The organism is Actinomycetospora corticicola (assembly GCF_013409505.1).
In the GTDB taxonomy this organism is placed as follows: domain Bacteria; phylum Actinomycetota; class Actinomycetes; order Mycobacteriales; family Pseudonocardiaceae; genus Actinomycetospora; species Actinomycetospora corticicola.
Genome location: NZ_JACCBN010000001.1, coordinates 5,480,490 through 5,494,717 on the forward strand (window position 1 = coordinate 5,480,490; position 14,228 = coordinate 5,494,717).

Annotated in this window: 13 protein-coding genes; 7 read left to right on the forward strand and 6 right to left on the reverse strand. The window is 74.6% G+C overall.

Going from position 1 to position 14,228, the window contains the following annotated elements:
* The 3 genes from BJ983_RS26695 to BJ983_RS26705 are packed head-to-tail and all read left to right on the forward strand — an operon-like array spanning position 1 to position 2,737.
* Positions 1–1,527, forward strand: a complete 1,527-nt coding sequence (locus tag BJ983_RS26695; protein ID WP_179796588.1) for a MadS family sensor histidine kinase — start codon at positions 1–3, stop codon at positions 1,525–1,527.
* The gene (locus BJ983_RS26700; protein ID WP_018332359.1) at positions 1,524–2,201 is read left to right on the forward strand and encodes a MadR family response regulator transcription factor; all 678 of its coding nucleotides are present in this window, start codon (positions 1,524–1,526) and stop codon (positions 2,199–2,201) included. Before BJ983_RS26695 ends, BJ983_RS26700 begins: the two co-directional genes overlap by 4 nt.
* A 23-nt stretch (positions 2,202–2,224) precedes the next feature.
* On the forward strand, positions 2,225–2,737 hold the full coding sequence (locus BJ983_RS26705) for a hypothetical protein (RefSeq protein WP_218890490.1): 513 nt from the start codon (positions 2,225–2,227) through the stop codon (positions 2,735–2,737).
* Here the strand turns inward: BJ983_RS26705 and BJ983_RS26710 are convergent.
* On the reverse strand, positions 2,730–3,596 hold the full coding sequence (locus BJ983_RS26710; protein ID WP_179796589.1) for a sigma-70 family RNA polymerase sigma factor: 867 nt from the start codon (positions 3,594–3,596) through the stop codon (positions 2,730–2,732). The two genes, BJ983_RS26705 and BJ983_RS26710, sit on opposite strands and share 8 nt — an antisense overlap.
* Positions 3,597–3,686: 90 nt before the next feature.
* On the opposite strand from BJ983_RS26710, the gene BJ983_RS26715 reads away from it, so the two are divergent.
* A complete protein-coding gene (locus BJ983_RS26715; protein WP_246325661.1) occupies positions 3,687–4,160 on the forward strand; it encodes a carboxymuconolactone decarboxylase family protein in 474 nt (157 codons plus the stop codon).
* Between the two features lie 81 nt (positions 4,161–4,241).
* On the opposite strand, the gene BJ983_RS26720 is transcribed toward BJ983_RS26715, so the two are convergent.
* Positions 4,242–4,739: a winged helix-turn-helix transcriptional regulator gene (locus tag BJ983_RS26720; protein WP_343054366.1), complete on the reverse strand. Its 498-nt coding sequence runs from the start codon at positions 4,737–4,739 to the stop codon at positions 4,242–4,244.
* A 50-nt stretch (positions 4,740–4,789) separates the two neighbouring features.
* Between BJ983_RS26720 and BJ983_RS26725 the strand changes: the two genes are divergently transcribed.
* Positions 4,790–6,226: an MFS transporter gene (locus tag BJ983_RS26725; RefSeq protein WP_179796591.1), complete on the forward strand. Its 1,437-nt coding sequence runs from the start codon at positions 4,790–4,792 to the stop codon at positions 6,224–6,226.
* Positions 6,171–6,695, forward strand: a complete 525-nt coding sequence (locus BJ983_RS26730) for an OsmC family protein (RefSeq protein ID WP_179796592.1) — start codon at positions 6,171–6,173, stop codon at positions 6,693–6,695. The genes BJ983_RS26725 and BJ983_RS26730 overlap by 56 nt, the downstream gene beginning before the upstream one ends.
* A gap of 66 nt (positions 6,696–6,761) precedes the next feature.
* On the opposite strand, the gene BJ983_RS32750 is transcribed toward BJ983_RS26730, so the two are convergent.
* Together BJ983_RS32750 and BJ983_RS26740 are read right to left on the reverse strand one after the other, a co-directional pair.
* Positions 6,762–7,865: a globin domain-containing protein gene (locus BJ983_RS32750; RefSeq protein WP_179798297.1), complete on the reverse strand. Its 1,104-nt coding sequence runs from the start codon at positions 7,863–7,865 to the stop codon at positions 6,762–6,764.
* A 999-nt stretch (positions 7,866–8,864) separates the two neighbouring features.
* Complete coding sequence (locus BJ983_RS26740; RefSeq protein WP_179796593.1) at positions 8,865–9,536, reverse strand: hypothetical protein; 672 nt, start codon at positions 9,534–9,536, stop codon at positions 8,865–8,867.
* Between the two features lie 514 nt (positions 9,537–10,050).
* Here BJ983_RS26740 and BJ983_RS26745 point away from each other — a divergent pair.
* Positions 10,051–11,688: a nitric oxide synthase oxygenase gene (locus BJ983_RS26745; RefSeq protein ID WP_425484794.1), complete on the forward strand. Its 1,638-nt coding sequence runs from the start codon at positions 10,051–10,053 to the stop codon at positions 11,686–11,688.
* A 47-nt stretch (positions 11,689–11,735) separates the two neighbouring features.
* Here BJ983_RS26745 and mftM read toward each other — a convergent pair whose 3' ends face one another.
* Both mftM and BJ983_RS26755 read right to left on the reverse strand, forming a co-directional pair.
* The gene (mftM, locus tag BJ983_RS31920; RefSeq protein WP_179796594.1) at positions 11,736–12,686 is read right to left on the reverse strand and encodes a mycofactocin oligosaccharide methyltransferase MftM; all 951 of its coding nucleotides are present in this window, start codon (positions 12,684–12,686) and stop codon (positions 11,736–11,738) included.
* The gene (locus BJ983_RS26755; RefSeq protein ID WP_179796595.1) at positions 12,683–14,227 is read right to left on the reverse strand and encodes a VWA domain-containing protein; all 1,545 of its coding nucleotides are present in this window, start codon (positions 14,225–14,227) and stop codon (positions 12,683–12,685) included. The genes mftM and BJ983_RS26755 overlap by 4 nt, the downstream gene beginning before the upstream one ends.
* Between the last annotated feature and the right edge of the window lies 1 nt (position 14,228).

Below are 14,228 nucleotides of genomic sequence, written 5' to 3' on the forward strand. Positions count from 1 at the left end.
GTGACCGAGCACCGCATCTCCGGCCGCGACACGGACCCCGGCCTCGATCTGGACCTGCTCACCGGCATCCGTTCGGGCAAGCCCTCGTTCTACGTCGAGTATCTCGCCTCCGCCGAGCGGCTGCGACGGGTCATCCACGCGCTCGACCGGATCAGCCGGGCCCTGGTGCGGACCACCGAGGGGCCGGGCACCCTCGTGCGCTCGGTCGCCGAGGCCGCCTCGGAGCACCTCACCGCCCACTGGGTGGTCTTCGCCCTCGCCGACGGCGCGCTCCCGGAGGCCTCGCCCCGCCACCTCGTGCTCGGGCCCGATCTCGCCGAGGTGCCGTTCGCCGAGGTGCCCCGCGACGGGGACGGGGCCGCTGCGGAGGCCGGGGCGCCGGAGCTGCCGCCGTACGTCCTGCGACACCTGCACGCCGTCCGCCGCGGCGACCACGACGAGTCCGACCTGAACGCGGGCGACGGTGCGGCGGCCGACCCGCACCCGCACGACCCCCACCACCTCCACGTGCCGGTCCGGCTCGACGGCACGGTGGTGGGCGAGATCGTCGCGTGGACCGGGGTCGAGCGGCGCATCGACGCCACCGACGCCTCGGTGCTGCGCGTCCTCGCGAGCCAGACCGCGGCGGCGCTGCAGAACTCGGCGCTGCACCAGCGGACGCTGCGGCTCTACGACGAGGCCAGCCGCCACGCGGAGGACCTCGCGGCCCGCAACGAACAGCTCCAGCGCACCCGCGACGCGCTCACCGTCGCCCGGCAGCGCGAGGTGCTCGACTCGGAGCGCCACCGCATCGCCCGGGAACTGCACGACTCGGTCACGCAGTACGCGCTCTCGGCGGGCATGCAGATCGAGGTGGTGCGCTCGGAGATCCGGGACGAGCGGCAGCGGGAACGGCTGGAGACCGCGAAGCAGCTCACCCGACGCGCGGTCGAGCAGCTGCGGTCGGCCATCTACGCCCTCAACCACTCCGGCGAGCACGGCCACCGGAGCCTGCCGGCGATGCTCGAGGAGCTCTCCACCGTCCACATGCCCTCCGACCTGCGGGTGGAGGTCCGGATCGAGGGACGGCCGGTGTCGTTGCCCTCGGCCGCGGAACGGTCGCTGTTCCGCGTCGCGGGGGAGGCCCTGTTCAACGCGGCGGTGCACGCGGAGGCCACGGTGGCGGTCGTGCGGCTCTCGTTCCGCAAGGACCGCCTCGTGCTCTCGGTCGCCGACGACGGGACCGGCGACCCCGAGCGCGTCCGCCGCTCGCTACGGGTGTCGGCTGCGGGCGACCTCGACGGCTCGCACCGGGGGCTCGCGAACATGGCCGAGCGGGCCCGCGAGTTCGGCGGCGTCCTGCAGGTGCAGCGTGCCCGCCAGGGCGGGATCCGCGTGCAGGTGAGCGTCCCGCTGCCCATCGAGGCCCGCCCGCAACCGAGCGAGGCCACCGAGGCCGCCGCAGAACCGTCGGGAACGACAGGGACGGCGGGTGGCCCGACGGGCGAGGATGGGCCTGGTCCGAACGACGCTGGGAGCACGACATGACCGACATCCGCATCCCCGCCCGCGCGGCGGTCCGCCGGGGCGAGGTCCGCATCGTGCTGGTCGACGACCACGCGATCGTCCGCCAGGGCCTGCGCTCGGTGCTGGAACGGGAACCGCAGCTCGCCATCGTCGGGGAGGCCTCCTCGGCGGCCGAGGCGCTCGCCGTCGTCGCCCACGAGCGACCCTCGATCGTGCTGCTCGACCTGAAGCTCTCCACGAGCTCGGACTCCGAGGGCCTGCAGCTGTGCCGCCAGCTCACCCAGGCCCACCCCGGCGTCGGGGTGCTGGTGCTGACGACGTTCCTCGACGACCGGCTCGTCGTCGAGGCCGTCCACGCCGGCGCCCGCGGCTACGTGGTCAAGGACGTCGACACCACGGAGCTGATCGCCGCGATCCGTGCGGTGTCGCGCGGCGAGTCCGCGTTCGACTCGCGTTCCGCGGCCGCCGTGGTCCGCTCGCTGAACGGGCAGCAGCCGCACGGCGAGACGCTCACCGGCCGCGAGCTCGACGTGCTGCGCCTGCTGGCCCGGGGCATGAGCAACCGCACCATCGGCCGCGAGCTGTTCATCTCCGAGACGACGGTGAAGTTCCACGTCGGGAACCTCATGCGCAAGCTCGACGTCTCCCGCCGCGCGGAGGCCGTCTACGCCGCCTCGAAGATGGGACTCATCTGACGGTCGCGGCCCGCCCGCACGAGGTGGCGGCGGCGCTGCCGGGCGACCGGGTCGTGCCCGACGCCCAGGTCACGATGGACCGGGCGTTCGACCTGCCGGCCGGGCCGGACGCCGTCTGGCCCTGGTTCGTCCAGCTCGGGAAGAGCCGGGCCGGCTGGTACCTGCCGGCGTGGGCGGAGCGGGTGGTGCCCGCCCGACGACGGGGCCTGCGCCGGATCGACCCGTCGCTGCAGCACCTCGCGCCGGGCGACGTCATCCCCGACTGGGGCGGGCGCGACGCGACGTTCGAGATCGTCGAGCACACCCCGCCGACGGCGCTCGTCCACCGCTCCGAGCGCGGCGACCTGCGCATCAGCTGGGCGATCGTGCTGCGTCCCGTCGCGCACGGCACCCGCGTCCACCTGCGCTTCCGGATCGCCGGGGTCCGCCGGGTGTGGCTCGTGCGCACCGGCGGTGAGCTGATGGACCTCCTGACGGTGGCCGGGCTCGCCGCCGGTCTGCGCGAGCGGCTGCGGTCGACGACGGGCGTCAGGTGAAGACCACCTCGGTCCCGTCGATGGTCCGTGGGTCGCCCACGACCTCCATCGCGGTGACCAGGCCGTCGACGACGGTGAACCGGAACATCGACACGACCCGTTTCGGGGTCGCGTACACCAGGCCCGGCACACCATCGATGAGCACCGGCACCGCGGCCTGGGCGCGGCCGGCGAACACGCGGGCCACCGCGTCGGCGCCGGGCACCTCGGGGGCGAGTTCGGGGGCGCCCCGGCCGGCGTTCGCCGTCGCCATCCGCACGGCCACCGGGTCCGCGCGCAGCACGACCTCGGGGTCGAGCAGTTCCAGGAGCGCCCCGAAGTCCCCGTCCCGGGCGGCGGCCAGGAAGGCCGAGACCACCTCCGCCGGGGCGCGGGAGGCCCCGGCGTCGGGAAGGCCCCGGACCCGCCGCCGGCCCCGGCTGGCGAGCTGGCGGGTGGCGGCGACCGAGCGGTCGACGATCGGCGCGATCTCCTCGAACGGCAGCCCGAAGACGTCGTGCAGCACGAACGCGAGCCGTTCGGCGGGGGAGAGGCGGTCGAGGACGAGGGTGAGCGCGGGCCCGACGGCGTCCGCCGAGACGGCGAGGGACTCGGCGCCCGGGTCGTCGTCGGGGAGGTCCTCCGGCTCCTCGGCGTCCGGACGCCGGGCCCGGAGCTGGTTGAGCGCGATCCGCGCGACCACCGTGGTGAGCCAGCCGGCGAGGTTGTCGATGGCGTCGGGGTCGTCCTGCCGGGCGAGGCGCAGCCACGCCTCCTGCACGGCGTCCTCGGCGGCGTGGGGGCCGACGAGCCGCCCGGCGACGGCCAGCAGGTGGGGCCGGTGGGCGGCGAACCGCCCGGCCAGCTCGGTCGGGTCCATGGCTGTCACATCCTCCGCGGGGTGGGTGTCGGTGACATGACCGACCGGCGCCGAGGGATGTGACCGGCGGTCCGAGGACGAGGAGCCGTCATGACCACCAGCATCGCGCTCGAGCCCCGCATGCCCAACCCCGCCGCAATCCTGCCCGGCGTGGGCGAGGCGATCGGCGGGCTGATCGCGGCCACCCGCGCGGGCGGCCTGCCCGAGCCCCTCCTGGCGCTGGTCCACCTGCGCGTCAGCCTGATCAACGGGTGCGCGTCATGCGTGCACGGGGGCACGGTCGAGGCGCGGGCGCAGGGCGAGACCGACGACCGCCTCGCCACGGTCGGCGTCTGGCGCGAGGCGCCCTGGTTCACCGACGAGGAGCGGGTCGCGCTCGAGCTCGCCGAGCATGTCACGCGGCTCGCCGACGCCGGGGACGCGGTGCCGGACGCCCTGTGGTCGGAGGTGGTGCGGGTGTTCGACGAGCCGGCCCGCGCGGCCCTGCTGCTGTGGATCGCCGTGGTCAACCTGTTCAACCGCTGCAACGCGCCGATCCGGCACGTCGCGGGGAGCGGGTGGTGACCCCTCCCGGACGGCAGGAAAGCGTCGTTGCTGTCACTGGGTGACAGCAACGACGCTTTCCTGCCACGGAGGGGGTGGCACTCAGGGCAGCGGCGTGAGGAGCCGGTGCGGGGACCGGAGGGCGACGCTCACCGGATCCTCGCGCCGGCCCGGCCCGGCGGTCGCGCGGACGACGAGGTCGGGTGGTGGGGGCACCGTGCCGCACGCCGGGCAGTGGCCGTCGGGGGTGGTGTCGGTCCCGCACGTGACGTGCGAGAACCGCCGCACCGACCCGCCGGTCGCGACCTGGTCCGCCTCCCCGAACGCCGCCAGGGACCGCAGCGCCGGCCACAACGGCCACGCGGCCTCGGAGACGCGGTAGGACCTGCCGTCGGGACGGAGGAGCCCGGCGGTGACGAGCCGGTCGAGGCGGTCGGCGAGCACGGCGCGGGGGATGTCGAGGCGCGCGACGAGGTCGGCGAAGCGGTGCACGCCGAAGAAGCAGTCGCGCAGGACGAGCAGGGTCCAGCGGTCGCCGACGAGCTCGAGGGCCCGTGCGATCGCGCAGTCCTGCGCGGGATATCCCTGGCCGAGGGGCACGTCACCCATGCTAGTTCAATGACCGAACTTCCGTGCTAGCGTCCCGGACCGTGCGGTCCCGAACCACGCTGGCCGTCGCCTCCACGGCGACGTTCCTGGCGCTCGTCGTGTTCACCTCCACGCTGGCGACGATGCCCGCCACCGCGGCCGCGCTCGGCGCCGGCCCGGAGGGGCAGGCGTGGATCCTCAGCTCGATGAGCATCGGGCTCGGCGTGGCGTTGCTGCCCGCCGGCGCGGTGGCCGACGACCTCGGCCGCCGCCGCGCCCTCGTGCTCGGCGCGCTCGTCCTCACGGTCGGTTCGGTGCTGTGCGCGGTGGCGCCGAGCACCGCGGTGCTGGTCGCGGGACGGATCGTCGCCGGCATCGGGGCGGCGGCGCTCGTCGCCGCGAGCCTCGGGCTGATCGGCCACGCCTTCCCCGCCGGCACCCCCGACGCCCCGCGGGCCAGCGGCATCTGGGGGGCCTCGCTCGGCGGCGGCATCGCGATCGGTCCGCTGCTGGCCACCGGCAGCGAGCGGATCGCGGGATGGACGGCCGAGTACTGGATCGAGGCGGTCCTCGCGGTGCTGCTCGCGCTGTGGGCGCGGTTCGCCGTCGAGGAGTCGAAGGCGGAGCGGCCGCGGCCGGTCGACCTGCCCGGCGTCGCGCTGCTCGCCGCCGGTATCGCCCTGCTGCTCACCGGCCTCGTCGAGGCCCGCACCGGCGCCTTCCGGCCCGCGCCGGTCTCGCTCGTCGTCGGGGGCCTGCTGGTGCTGGCGGTCTGGCTCGTCGTCGAGCGTCGTCGGGCGGCCCCCATGATCGACCCGACCCTGTTCCGCTCGCCCCGCTTCCTCGCCATGATGCTGGCCGCGCTCGCCACGGGGATGGGCATCATCGCCACCACGTCGGTCCTGCTCAGCGTGGCCGAGCGGGGACTGCGCGCCTCCGCGCTCGCCGCCGCCGCGGTCCTGCTGGCCTGGTCGGTGACCAGCGTCGTGACCTCACTCCTGGCCCGTCGGCTCCCGCCGTCGGTCAGCGGGCGGCTCCAGATGGCCGTGTCGCTCCTCGTGGTCGCGGTGGGCCAGGCGCTGCTGCTCGGGGCGACGCCCGAGTCGTCGGTCTGGCGGTTCGTGCCGGGGCTGTTCGTGGCCGGGATCGCGAGCGGCGTGCTCAACGCGGCGTTCGGGCGGGAGGCCGTGGCCAGCGTCCCGGCCGGTCGTGCGGCCATGGGCAGCGGCGCGAACAACACCGCGCGCTACGTCGGGTCCGCGATCGGGACGACGGTGGTCGCCGTCATCGCCACCCGCCCCGGGTTGGAGCCGGGGGCGGTCGGCCTGCTCGGCGGGTTCGACGACGCGGTGGTGATCGCGGGCGTGTTCTCACTGCTCGGGGCGATCGCCGTGTTCGCCTGCCGCCCTCGCGCCGGGCAGGCCGAGCAGGCATCCTTGAAGGATGGACAAGGCAGCGCTCGCCGAGACCCAGGGCCCCCTCAAGCAGCAGTACCGTGACGACCCGGAGTCGGCCACCGTCGTCCTCAAGGCCGACGGTGACCTCGACGGCTCCGGCATCGCGTGTCGTGTGCAGACCGCCCAGGCCATGGTCGAGGCCGGGCTGCACCCCGCCACCGGCGGGACCGGAGAGCTCCTCTGCTCCGGCGACATGCTCCTCGAGGCGCTCGTCGCCTGCTCCGGGGTGACCCTGCGCGCCGTCGCCACCTCGATGGGGGTCGACGTCCGCGGCGGGACGATCCACGCCGAGGGCGACCTCGACTTCCGCGGCACGCTCGGCGTCGCGAAGGACGCCCCGGTCGGCTTCAAGGACATCCGGCTCTCGTTCGACCTGGACACCGACGCCGACGACGACACCCTCGCGACGCTGCACAAGCTGACCGAGCGGTACTGCGTCGTCTACCAGACCCTCGTGCGCTCGCCCGAGGTGTCGCTGACCCTCGACAAGCGTGCGGCCGCGCAGGCCTGACCACTACGGAACGACGAACGGCCCTCCCGCACCCGCGGGAGGGCCGTTCGTTCGTCGGGGAGACCCCTAGTCCGTGTGGTAGGGGTCGTAGTGGATCTGCATGAACGGCGTCCCGGCGTCGAGCATCGCGGACACCGTCGAGCGGACCATGGGCGGCGAGCCCGCGACGACCACCTGCCGGTCGGCCCACGCGCCGTAGCGCGCGACGACCTCGCCGAGGGTGCCGGTCTCCGCGCCGTACCGACGCCCGTCCTCCTCGACGACCGGGACGACGGTCAGCCAGGGGTTGTCCTGGGCCATCCGTCGCAGCGTGTCGATGTCGTAGAGCGAGCTCCACGTCCGGCCGCCCACGAACAGCGCGACCTTGCGGTCCGAGCCGTCGATCATGAGCTGCTCGATCAGCGCGCGGGCCGGGGCGAGCCCGGTGCCGCCGGCGACCATGAGCAGGTCGGCGCGCGAGCGCGGGTCCAGCGTCATCTGGCCCATGGGCGGGCCGATGCGCCACACGTCCCCGACGCGGGCGTGCGAGACGATCGCCCGGCTCACCCAGCCGCCCGGGACGGTGTGGACGTGGAACTCCATCACGCAGTCCGGGCCCGGCGCGTTCGCCGGGGTCAGCGAGCGCCACATCCGCGGCCGCTGCGGGGTCTCGACGGTGACGTACTGGCCGGCCTGGTACGGCACCGGCTGGCTGGTCTGCACCCGCACGATGGCGAGGTCGGGGGCCACGCGGCGGTGCTCCATCACCCGGGCCATCCAGACGGCGGGTCCGCGCTCGGCGTCCGCGGCGTCCCGCATCGCCTGCGCGACGACGCCGTAGGCGCCGACCCAGGCGGTCTTGACCTCGGTGGTCCACAGCGGTCCGGCGATCTCGCCGAGGGCGCCGAGGAGGGCCTCGCCGACGCGGTCGTAGTGCTCACCGATGACGCCGAACTTGCGGTGGTCGCGGCCGAGCTGGCGCAGGAAGACGCTCAGTTCGTCGGGCCGGTCCACCATCTGCACGACGTGGATGAGCGCGCGCAGCAGGCGCGTGCGCTGCAGCTCCATCGTGACGGGGAAGAGCTCGCGGGTCTCCGGCGCGATGCGGAAGAGCCAGCCGTAGAACAGCTGGGTCAGCTCGTCGGCGCGCGGGGCGACCGCCTCGAAGCTGGCCCGGATGATCGCGACCATGTCGGAGGCGTCGTTCGAGGCGGGGGCGGCCTCCCGCGGCTGCGGCAGCCCGACGCCCTCGGGCACGGCGTGATTCGGGCCGGGTGCGGAGAGCGCGGTGGTGCGCGGCGGCTCGTCGTAGCGGCCGGAGAGCCCGTCGGAGGGGTAGCCGGTGTCGGAGCCGTAGCCGCCGTACCCGCCCGAGGGGTAGCCGGTCTCGTACCCGGTGCCCGTCGACCCGCCGGACCAGCCGTCCGAGGCGCGACCGCCCGAGGAGTAGGAGTCCGAGGACCAGGAGGCCGCGGCCTGGCCGCCGGTGGCGTAGCCGCCCGTCTCGTACCCGCCGGTCTCGTAGCCGCCGGACTCGTACCCGCCCGGCTCGTAGCTGCCGGACCCGTAGCCGCCGGACCAGCCGGGCTCGGGCCGGGCCGAGGGGAGGGCGGCCGGCGGGAACGTGTTGCGCGGCGGAGGCGGGGGAACGGGCCCGCGACCCTGCGGATGGCTCATCGTCGTCCCGTCGTCGCGCCGGTCGTCGGCGATGTCGAACACGGCGTCGTCGGGGTCGTAGGCCCCGGCGGACTGGGGGGTGTGGCCCGACCCCGTCGTGGAGTCGAACGGTCCGGCACCGAACGATCCGTGGCCCGGAAGTGCGGAGCGGTCGAGCGCTGCGGCACCCCAGTTCCCGGGCGCGTCCCCGGGCCGGCCCTCGCGGGGAGGTCCCGCGGGTCCGACGGGACCGTGCCGGCCCGCGTCGGGACCGTTGTTCCTCGCTGCGGTCACGTCCGGTCGACTCCTCATCTCACGATGACTCGCTCGCCCCCCGCCCGGGCCACCCTGGCGGTGGGCACTGCGGCGCGACGCTACTCCGCGTCCGCCCACGAACGAGCAGGGTGGCACACGGTGCGGTCAGCGTACGGCCACGGCCGGTGAACGGCGACGTACCGAACGCCGTCGTGGGACCCCGGACGACCCGTCGTCACTGGTCGTGGCGGGTCGACCGTTCTTCCGGTGACGTGATCGTCACTCGTCCGGGACAGCGGCGGCGTCGACGGGGTCGTCGACCGGCCGGGTCGTGCCCCCGGGTGCGGGTTCCGCGACGGTGGGGTCCTCGGCGGGCTCCTCGACCGTGCCCGACGGGGCCAGCGCGGAGGTCTCGGCGACCCGGCGCGGTGCGGCGGTCGCGGGCGGGGTGGTCGTCGTGGAGCGGGGCGTCGCCGAGCGCGTGACCGTCGGACGCGGCGGGCGTGTCGGGCGGGTCCTCGTGGTCCGCGTCGTCGTCGGCGTCGTGCTCGTGGTGGTGGACGTCGTGGTGGTGCTGCGCGGCGTTCCCGACGACGGGGCGGGTCGGTCGACCGACCCGGGTCGCTCCGCGGGGCGCACGAGCTCGGCTCCCGCGACGGCCGGGTCGAGGTCGACCGTGGCCGGTCCGCCACCCGCCGTGGTGGTCACCGGCAGGTCGGTCGCGGGGTCGGCGAGGACCGGCGAGGGGGCGGCGGGGAGCTGGCCCTCGACGCCGGTCGGGGTCAGCCCGAGGGCGAGTCCCACGCCGCCGACGCTGAGGGCGCCGAAGGCGGCGACGGCGGCGGGGAGAGCGGTCGAGCGCCGTCGTCGCTGCCGCCGGGAGCGGGGCGCGGCCTCCTCGAGGAGCGCCGCCATCTCGTCGGCCTGGGCGCGCAGGTCACTCGGGCGCACGCGTCCCCGGGTGCCTCCCCAGGGGCTCGCGCCGTGCGCGCCGCCCCGTCCGGTCCGCCTCACTCCAGGCCTCCCACCGTCGGTCCCGTCACGCTGGGTTCCCGTGACGACTACTGCCGGTCGCCGGTCAGGGTGCCAGAGCGCGGGGGGTGTCGTCGCGGTGACCCGACACGGAGAGCACCAACGGGTGACGCTGGGTGAGAGGCGCCCGCCCTCCCGAGCGCATCGGGCGACCCCCTACAGTGCGCCGGTGTGACAGGTCACGATCGGGTTTCGGCTGCGCCGCCGGAGTGGCCGTTCGACCGAAAGGCCGATCATGGGGGCCCGGATCGCGGCTGACGTGAGTCCGAACGGAGAGATCCGCTCGGCGGGGACGTCGGTGAGGATGGTGTCAGGGCGCGCGGGGGTCCGGCTCGGACGTCGTCTCCAGGACGACGTGCACGACTCAGATGTCGACGACGTCGCTGCAGATGCTCGGCGACGGACGCAGGACCTCGGAGCACACGGAGGTGGCATGGCGCGCGGGATGGCCACGATGGCCGTCGTCGGGACCTCGGCGGACGCGGACCCGGTGAGCACGCCGGCAGACGGATCCCCGGTGGTGGCCGACACGGCGGACGCCGCGACCACGACGGTGGCGCCCGATGCGACCGGGACGCGGGGCGGTCCGGTCCTCGGCCCGCCACCCGGCCCGGTCACCGCGGGGCCGCGGACGGCCCCCGACCCGGCGTCCCCGGCGACGGTCGGTCCCGTCCCGGCCGCCCGGACCGCCGACCCGGGCGCCGCGACCGCACCTCTGGTGGCCGCCGCACCCGCCGCCGCACCCGCCGTTGCACCCGCACCCGCACCCGCACCCGCGGCCGCACCCGCCGTCGTGACCGATCGGCCGCGTCCGCGGCCCCGGCCGACGACGGGTCCCGCAGAGCCGACGTCGGGGCCCGCGGAGCCGCCGTCGACCTCCTGGGGCGCCCCGGCCGACCGGGCGACCACGGTTCCCGCCGTCGACCCGGCCGAGGCCGAGGAGTTCCTCCGGCAGTTCTTCGCCGAGGCCGACGAGCCGGGCGCGACCACCGTGAAGGGGGTCGCCGGGCCCGCCGTGACGGTGGACGAGCGGATCGCCGCGGTGCGCGAGGAGATCGCCCGGACGGGCACCTACGTGCACACGACCGCGGAGCTCACGTTCGGCGCGCGCGTCGCGTGGCGGAACTCCGCCCGCTGCATCGGCCGCCTGTACTGGCGCAGCCTGCACCTGCGCGACCGTCGGCACGTGACGGCGCCGGAGGAGGTCGCCGCGGAGTGCGTCGGCCACCTCGACGACGCCACGCGGCGCGGGCGCATCCGCTCCACGATCACGATCTTCGCGCCGGACACGCCTGCGGCCACGGGCCCGCGCATCTGGAACGAGCAGCTGGTCCGGTACGCGGGCTACCGCACCGGCGGCCGCGTCCTCGGCGACCCGCGGCACGTCGGCTTCACCGACCACGCCCGCTCACTGGGCTGGGTGCCGCCGTCGCCGATGGGGCGCTTCGACGTGCTGCCGCTGGTCGTCTCCGGCGGCGGGGAGTGGGCCGAGAAGGGCCCGCAGTTCTACGACGTGCCGGCCGCCTCGGTGCTCGAGGTCGACCTGCACCACCCCGACCACAGCTGGTTCTCCGACCTCGGCCTGCGCTGGCACGCCCTCCCGGTGATCAGCAACATGCGGCTGGACATCGGGGGCGTCTCCTACCCCGCCGCCCCGTTCAACGGCTGGTACATGGCGACGGAGATCGGGGCGCGCAACCTCGCCGACGCGGACCGCTACGACATGCTCCGCGAGGTCGCCGAGAAGATGGGCCTCGACACCTCCAGCGACCGCACCATGTGGCGCGACCGGTCCGCGGTGGAGCTGACCCTCGCGGTGCAGCACTCGTTCGACGTCGCGGGCGTGTCGATGGCCGACCACCACGGCGAGTCCGAGCGCTTCCTGCGCCACCTCGAGCGCGAGGAGCAGGCCGGCCGGAAGTGCCCGGTGGACTGGAGCTGGATCGTCCCGCCGATCTCGGGCGGGCTCACGCCCGTGTTCCACCGGTACTACGACGAGCCGACGGACACCGGCCCGATGTTCCGGGTCGACCCGCAGGCGGCCGCGTGGGGTGCGGGCTGTCCCATGTGAGCTTCGCTCACGTGAGCACTCAAGGTCGCGACAGCGACCTTGAGTGCTCACCTGCGCTCCGCGCACATCCAGCCCCCGTGGTGCTCGTCGACCCGGTACGGCAGGCCCGTGCGCTCGCCCAGGGCCACCAGGTCGTCGGGGGTGAAGCGGCGCAGGTGCCCGTACACCGGGTCGGGGACCTCCTCGTAGGGCACCGCCACGACGATCCGGCGGCGGGCGACGCGCACCATCTCGTCGACGATCACGCCGGACTCGCTCGCCGGCAGGTGCTCGAGCAGGTGGATCGCCGTGACGGTGTCCACCGACGCGTCCCGGAGGGGGACCGCGCGGGCGTCGCAGGCGAGGGTCCGGAGACGGTCCGCGGCCGCGGGCACCACCCCCGCCCGCGCGACGGCGGACAGGAGCGTCATCGTGCCCGGCGTGTGGTCGGTGGCCACCACGTCGAGACCCCGCTCGGCCATCAGGAGCGGGAGGAAGCCGAAGCAGGCCCCGAGGTCGGCGACGGTCGAGCCGGCCACCTCGTCGAGGGCCCGCGCGTGGACCGGGGCGAAGCCGGCCAGCGAGGCCTCCGGCGGAAGGCCGATCTCCGGGGCGGTGCGCGGGTGGCGCAGGACGGCGAGGGAGTTCGCGTAGAAGGTCGCCCAGGCGGTCAGCGGGTCGAGGATCGTCGACCGCACGATCCCGGTCACCACCCGCTCGAACACCGGCGCGGAAACCACGACGGAGCCGAGCTCGTCGGCGACGAAGGTCGAGACGTCGTCGTCGAGCTCGTCCGGCCGGAAGCGGTGGAGCACGAGCAACCGGTCGCCGAGCCGGTGGACCTCGAACCGGTCGGTGCGCAGGAGCGGCGTCCAGCCCTCGGAGAGCCGGACGGGCACCGCGGCCCGGTCGAGGTGGCAGACGACGACCGGGCCGTTCTCCCAGCGACCGGGATGGCCCGGCGCCAGCGGATCGATCCGCAGCGACCCCGCCGCGGGCGTCAGGGTCACCGACGTCACCGACCGATCATCTCGGACACCATGTCGTGGCTGACCTCGGAGAGGCCCGTGAGGTCGCGGACCACCCGGATGCGGTCGCAGAATTCGGCGTACTGCGGCAGGTCACAGGCCCCGAGGCCCCACGAGTACCGCGGCTCCGGGGTGAGCCAGATGGTCTCCCGAGCCCGCCGCGAGATCTCGGCGAACGCCTCGATGTTCGGGTCGTTCCCGTTGCCGCGCCCGTCCCCGAGCACGATGACGGTGGAGCGCCGGTTCACGGCGGAGGCGTGGTCCTCGAGGAACGTCCCGAAGGCCTCGCCGTAGTTCGAGTTGGCGTCCACGTCGAGCATGTCGCCGCCGAAGATCAGCCCGAGGGCGTCCTCGACGGTGTGGTCGGAGAACAGGTCGGTGACCTCGACCAGCTCGCCGACGAAGGCGAACGACCGGACCTGGCCGAACATGTCCTGCAGCCCGTGCACGAGGTGCAGGGTGAAGCGTGCCGTCGCCCGCACCGAGAGCGACACGTCCGCGAGGATCACCAGGCGGGGCTTGTCCTCGGTGCGGCTCACCGTGACCGGGGTGAACGGGATGCCGTCGAAGCGCATGTTGCGGCGCATCGTGCGGCCGGCGTCGATCCGCCCGCGGGGCGACTGGCGGCGTCGGTGGGTCAGTGCGCCGTGCAGGGTCTTCGCGAGCCGGCGCAGCGAGTCCTCGAGCTGCTGGCGCTCGTGCTCCTCGGCCCGGTCGACCTCGGCCTTGTGGGCCTCCTCGTCGGCGTGCCCGCCGTCGACGACCCGCTGCTCGATCTCCATGAGCCGCTCGAGGTGCCGCTTGATCGCCTCGGGCAGGTTCTCGAGCATCCCGGCGAGCCGGCGGCGGAGTGCCATCGCGTCGGACTCGTCGCCCTCGTCGTCGATCCCGTCCTCGACGCCCTGCAGCCACCCGAGGAGGGCCTCCTGCTGGGCGACGTTGAGGTCGGCGTCGACCTTCGTGCCCGACGCCGTCGCGATGTCGCCGGGCAGGCCGCCGCCGTGCAGGCGGTCGGTCTCGATCTGGACCTTCTCGCCGGTGTTGGTCTGGTCGGTGGCGCCGTCCTTGGAGAAGACGATCTCGTCGGTCATCGCCGCGAGGTCGATCTTGTTGGCCTCCTGGTGCAGGTTGTACTGCTGCGCCATGTCCTCCGGGTCGAAGAACTGCTTGATGTCGACCGGCTTGCCGTGCTCGTGGCCCTGCTCCGGGGTCTCCGACGGCTCGTCGGAGAGCGTGAAGTCGTTCAGCGTCCCGTCGTCGGAGAGGTCCTCGTGGCCGTGCCCGTGGCCGTGCCCGGTGTCGGACTTCCCGATCTTCACCAGGGCGAAGAAGGCGTCGAAGATCTCGTCGAAGGTGGCCTCGTCGCGGATGTCCTTGATGAGGGACACCTGCAGCGCGGCCTTCAGCGTCGGCCGGTCGGCCAGCACGCCGGGTTCGCGGGCGCACCGCATCGCGTCGAGGACCTCCGAGGTGGAGATCCGGACCTGACGGATGCGCAGGAGCCGCACGAAGCGGTGGATCGTGGCCTCCATC

Bases quoted from the DNA above. Each gene is read 5' to 3' on its own strand.
- BJ983_RS26715 (WP_246325661.1), top strand. From the start codon at position 3,687: ATGACCACCAGCATCGCGCTCGAGCCCCGCATGCCCAACCCCGCCGCA.
- BJ983_RS32750 (WP_179798297.1), bottom strand. From the start codon at position 7,865: ATGGTCGCGATCATCCGGGCCAGCTTCGAGGCGGTCGCCCCGCGCGCC.
- BJ983_RS26700 (WP_018332359.1), top strand. From the start codon at position 1,524: ATGACCGACATCCGCATCCCCGCCCGCGCGGCGGTCCGCCGGGGCGAG.
- BJ983_RS26755 (WP_179796595.1), bottom strand. From the start codon at position 14,227: ATGGAGGCCACGATCCACCGCTTCGTGCGGCTCCTGCGCATCCGTCAG.
- BJ983_RS26710 (WP_179796589.1), bottom strand. From the start codon at position 3,596: ATGGACCCGACCGAGCTGGCCGGGCGGTTCGCCGCCCACCGGCCCCAC.
- BJ983_RS26730 (WP_179796592.1), top strand. From the start codon at position 6,171: ATGGACAAGGCAGCGCTCGCCGAGACCCAGGGCCCCCTCAAGCAGCAG.
- BJ983_RS26745 (WP_425484794.1), top strand. From the start codon at position 10,051: ATGGCGCGCGGGATGGCCACGATGGCCGTCGTCGGGACCTCGGCGGAC.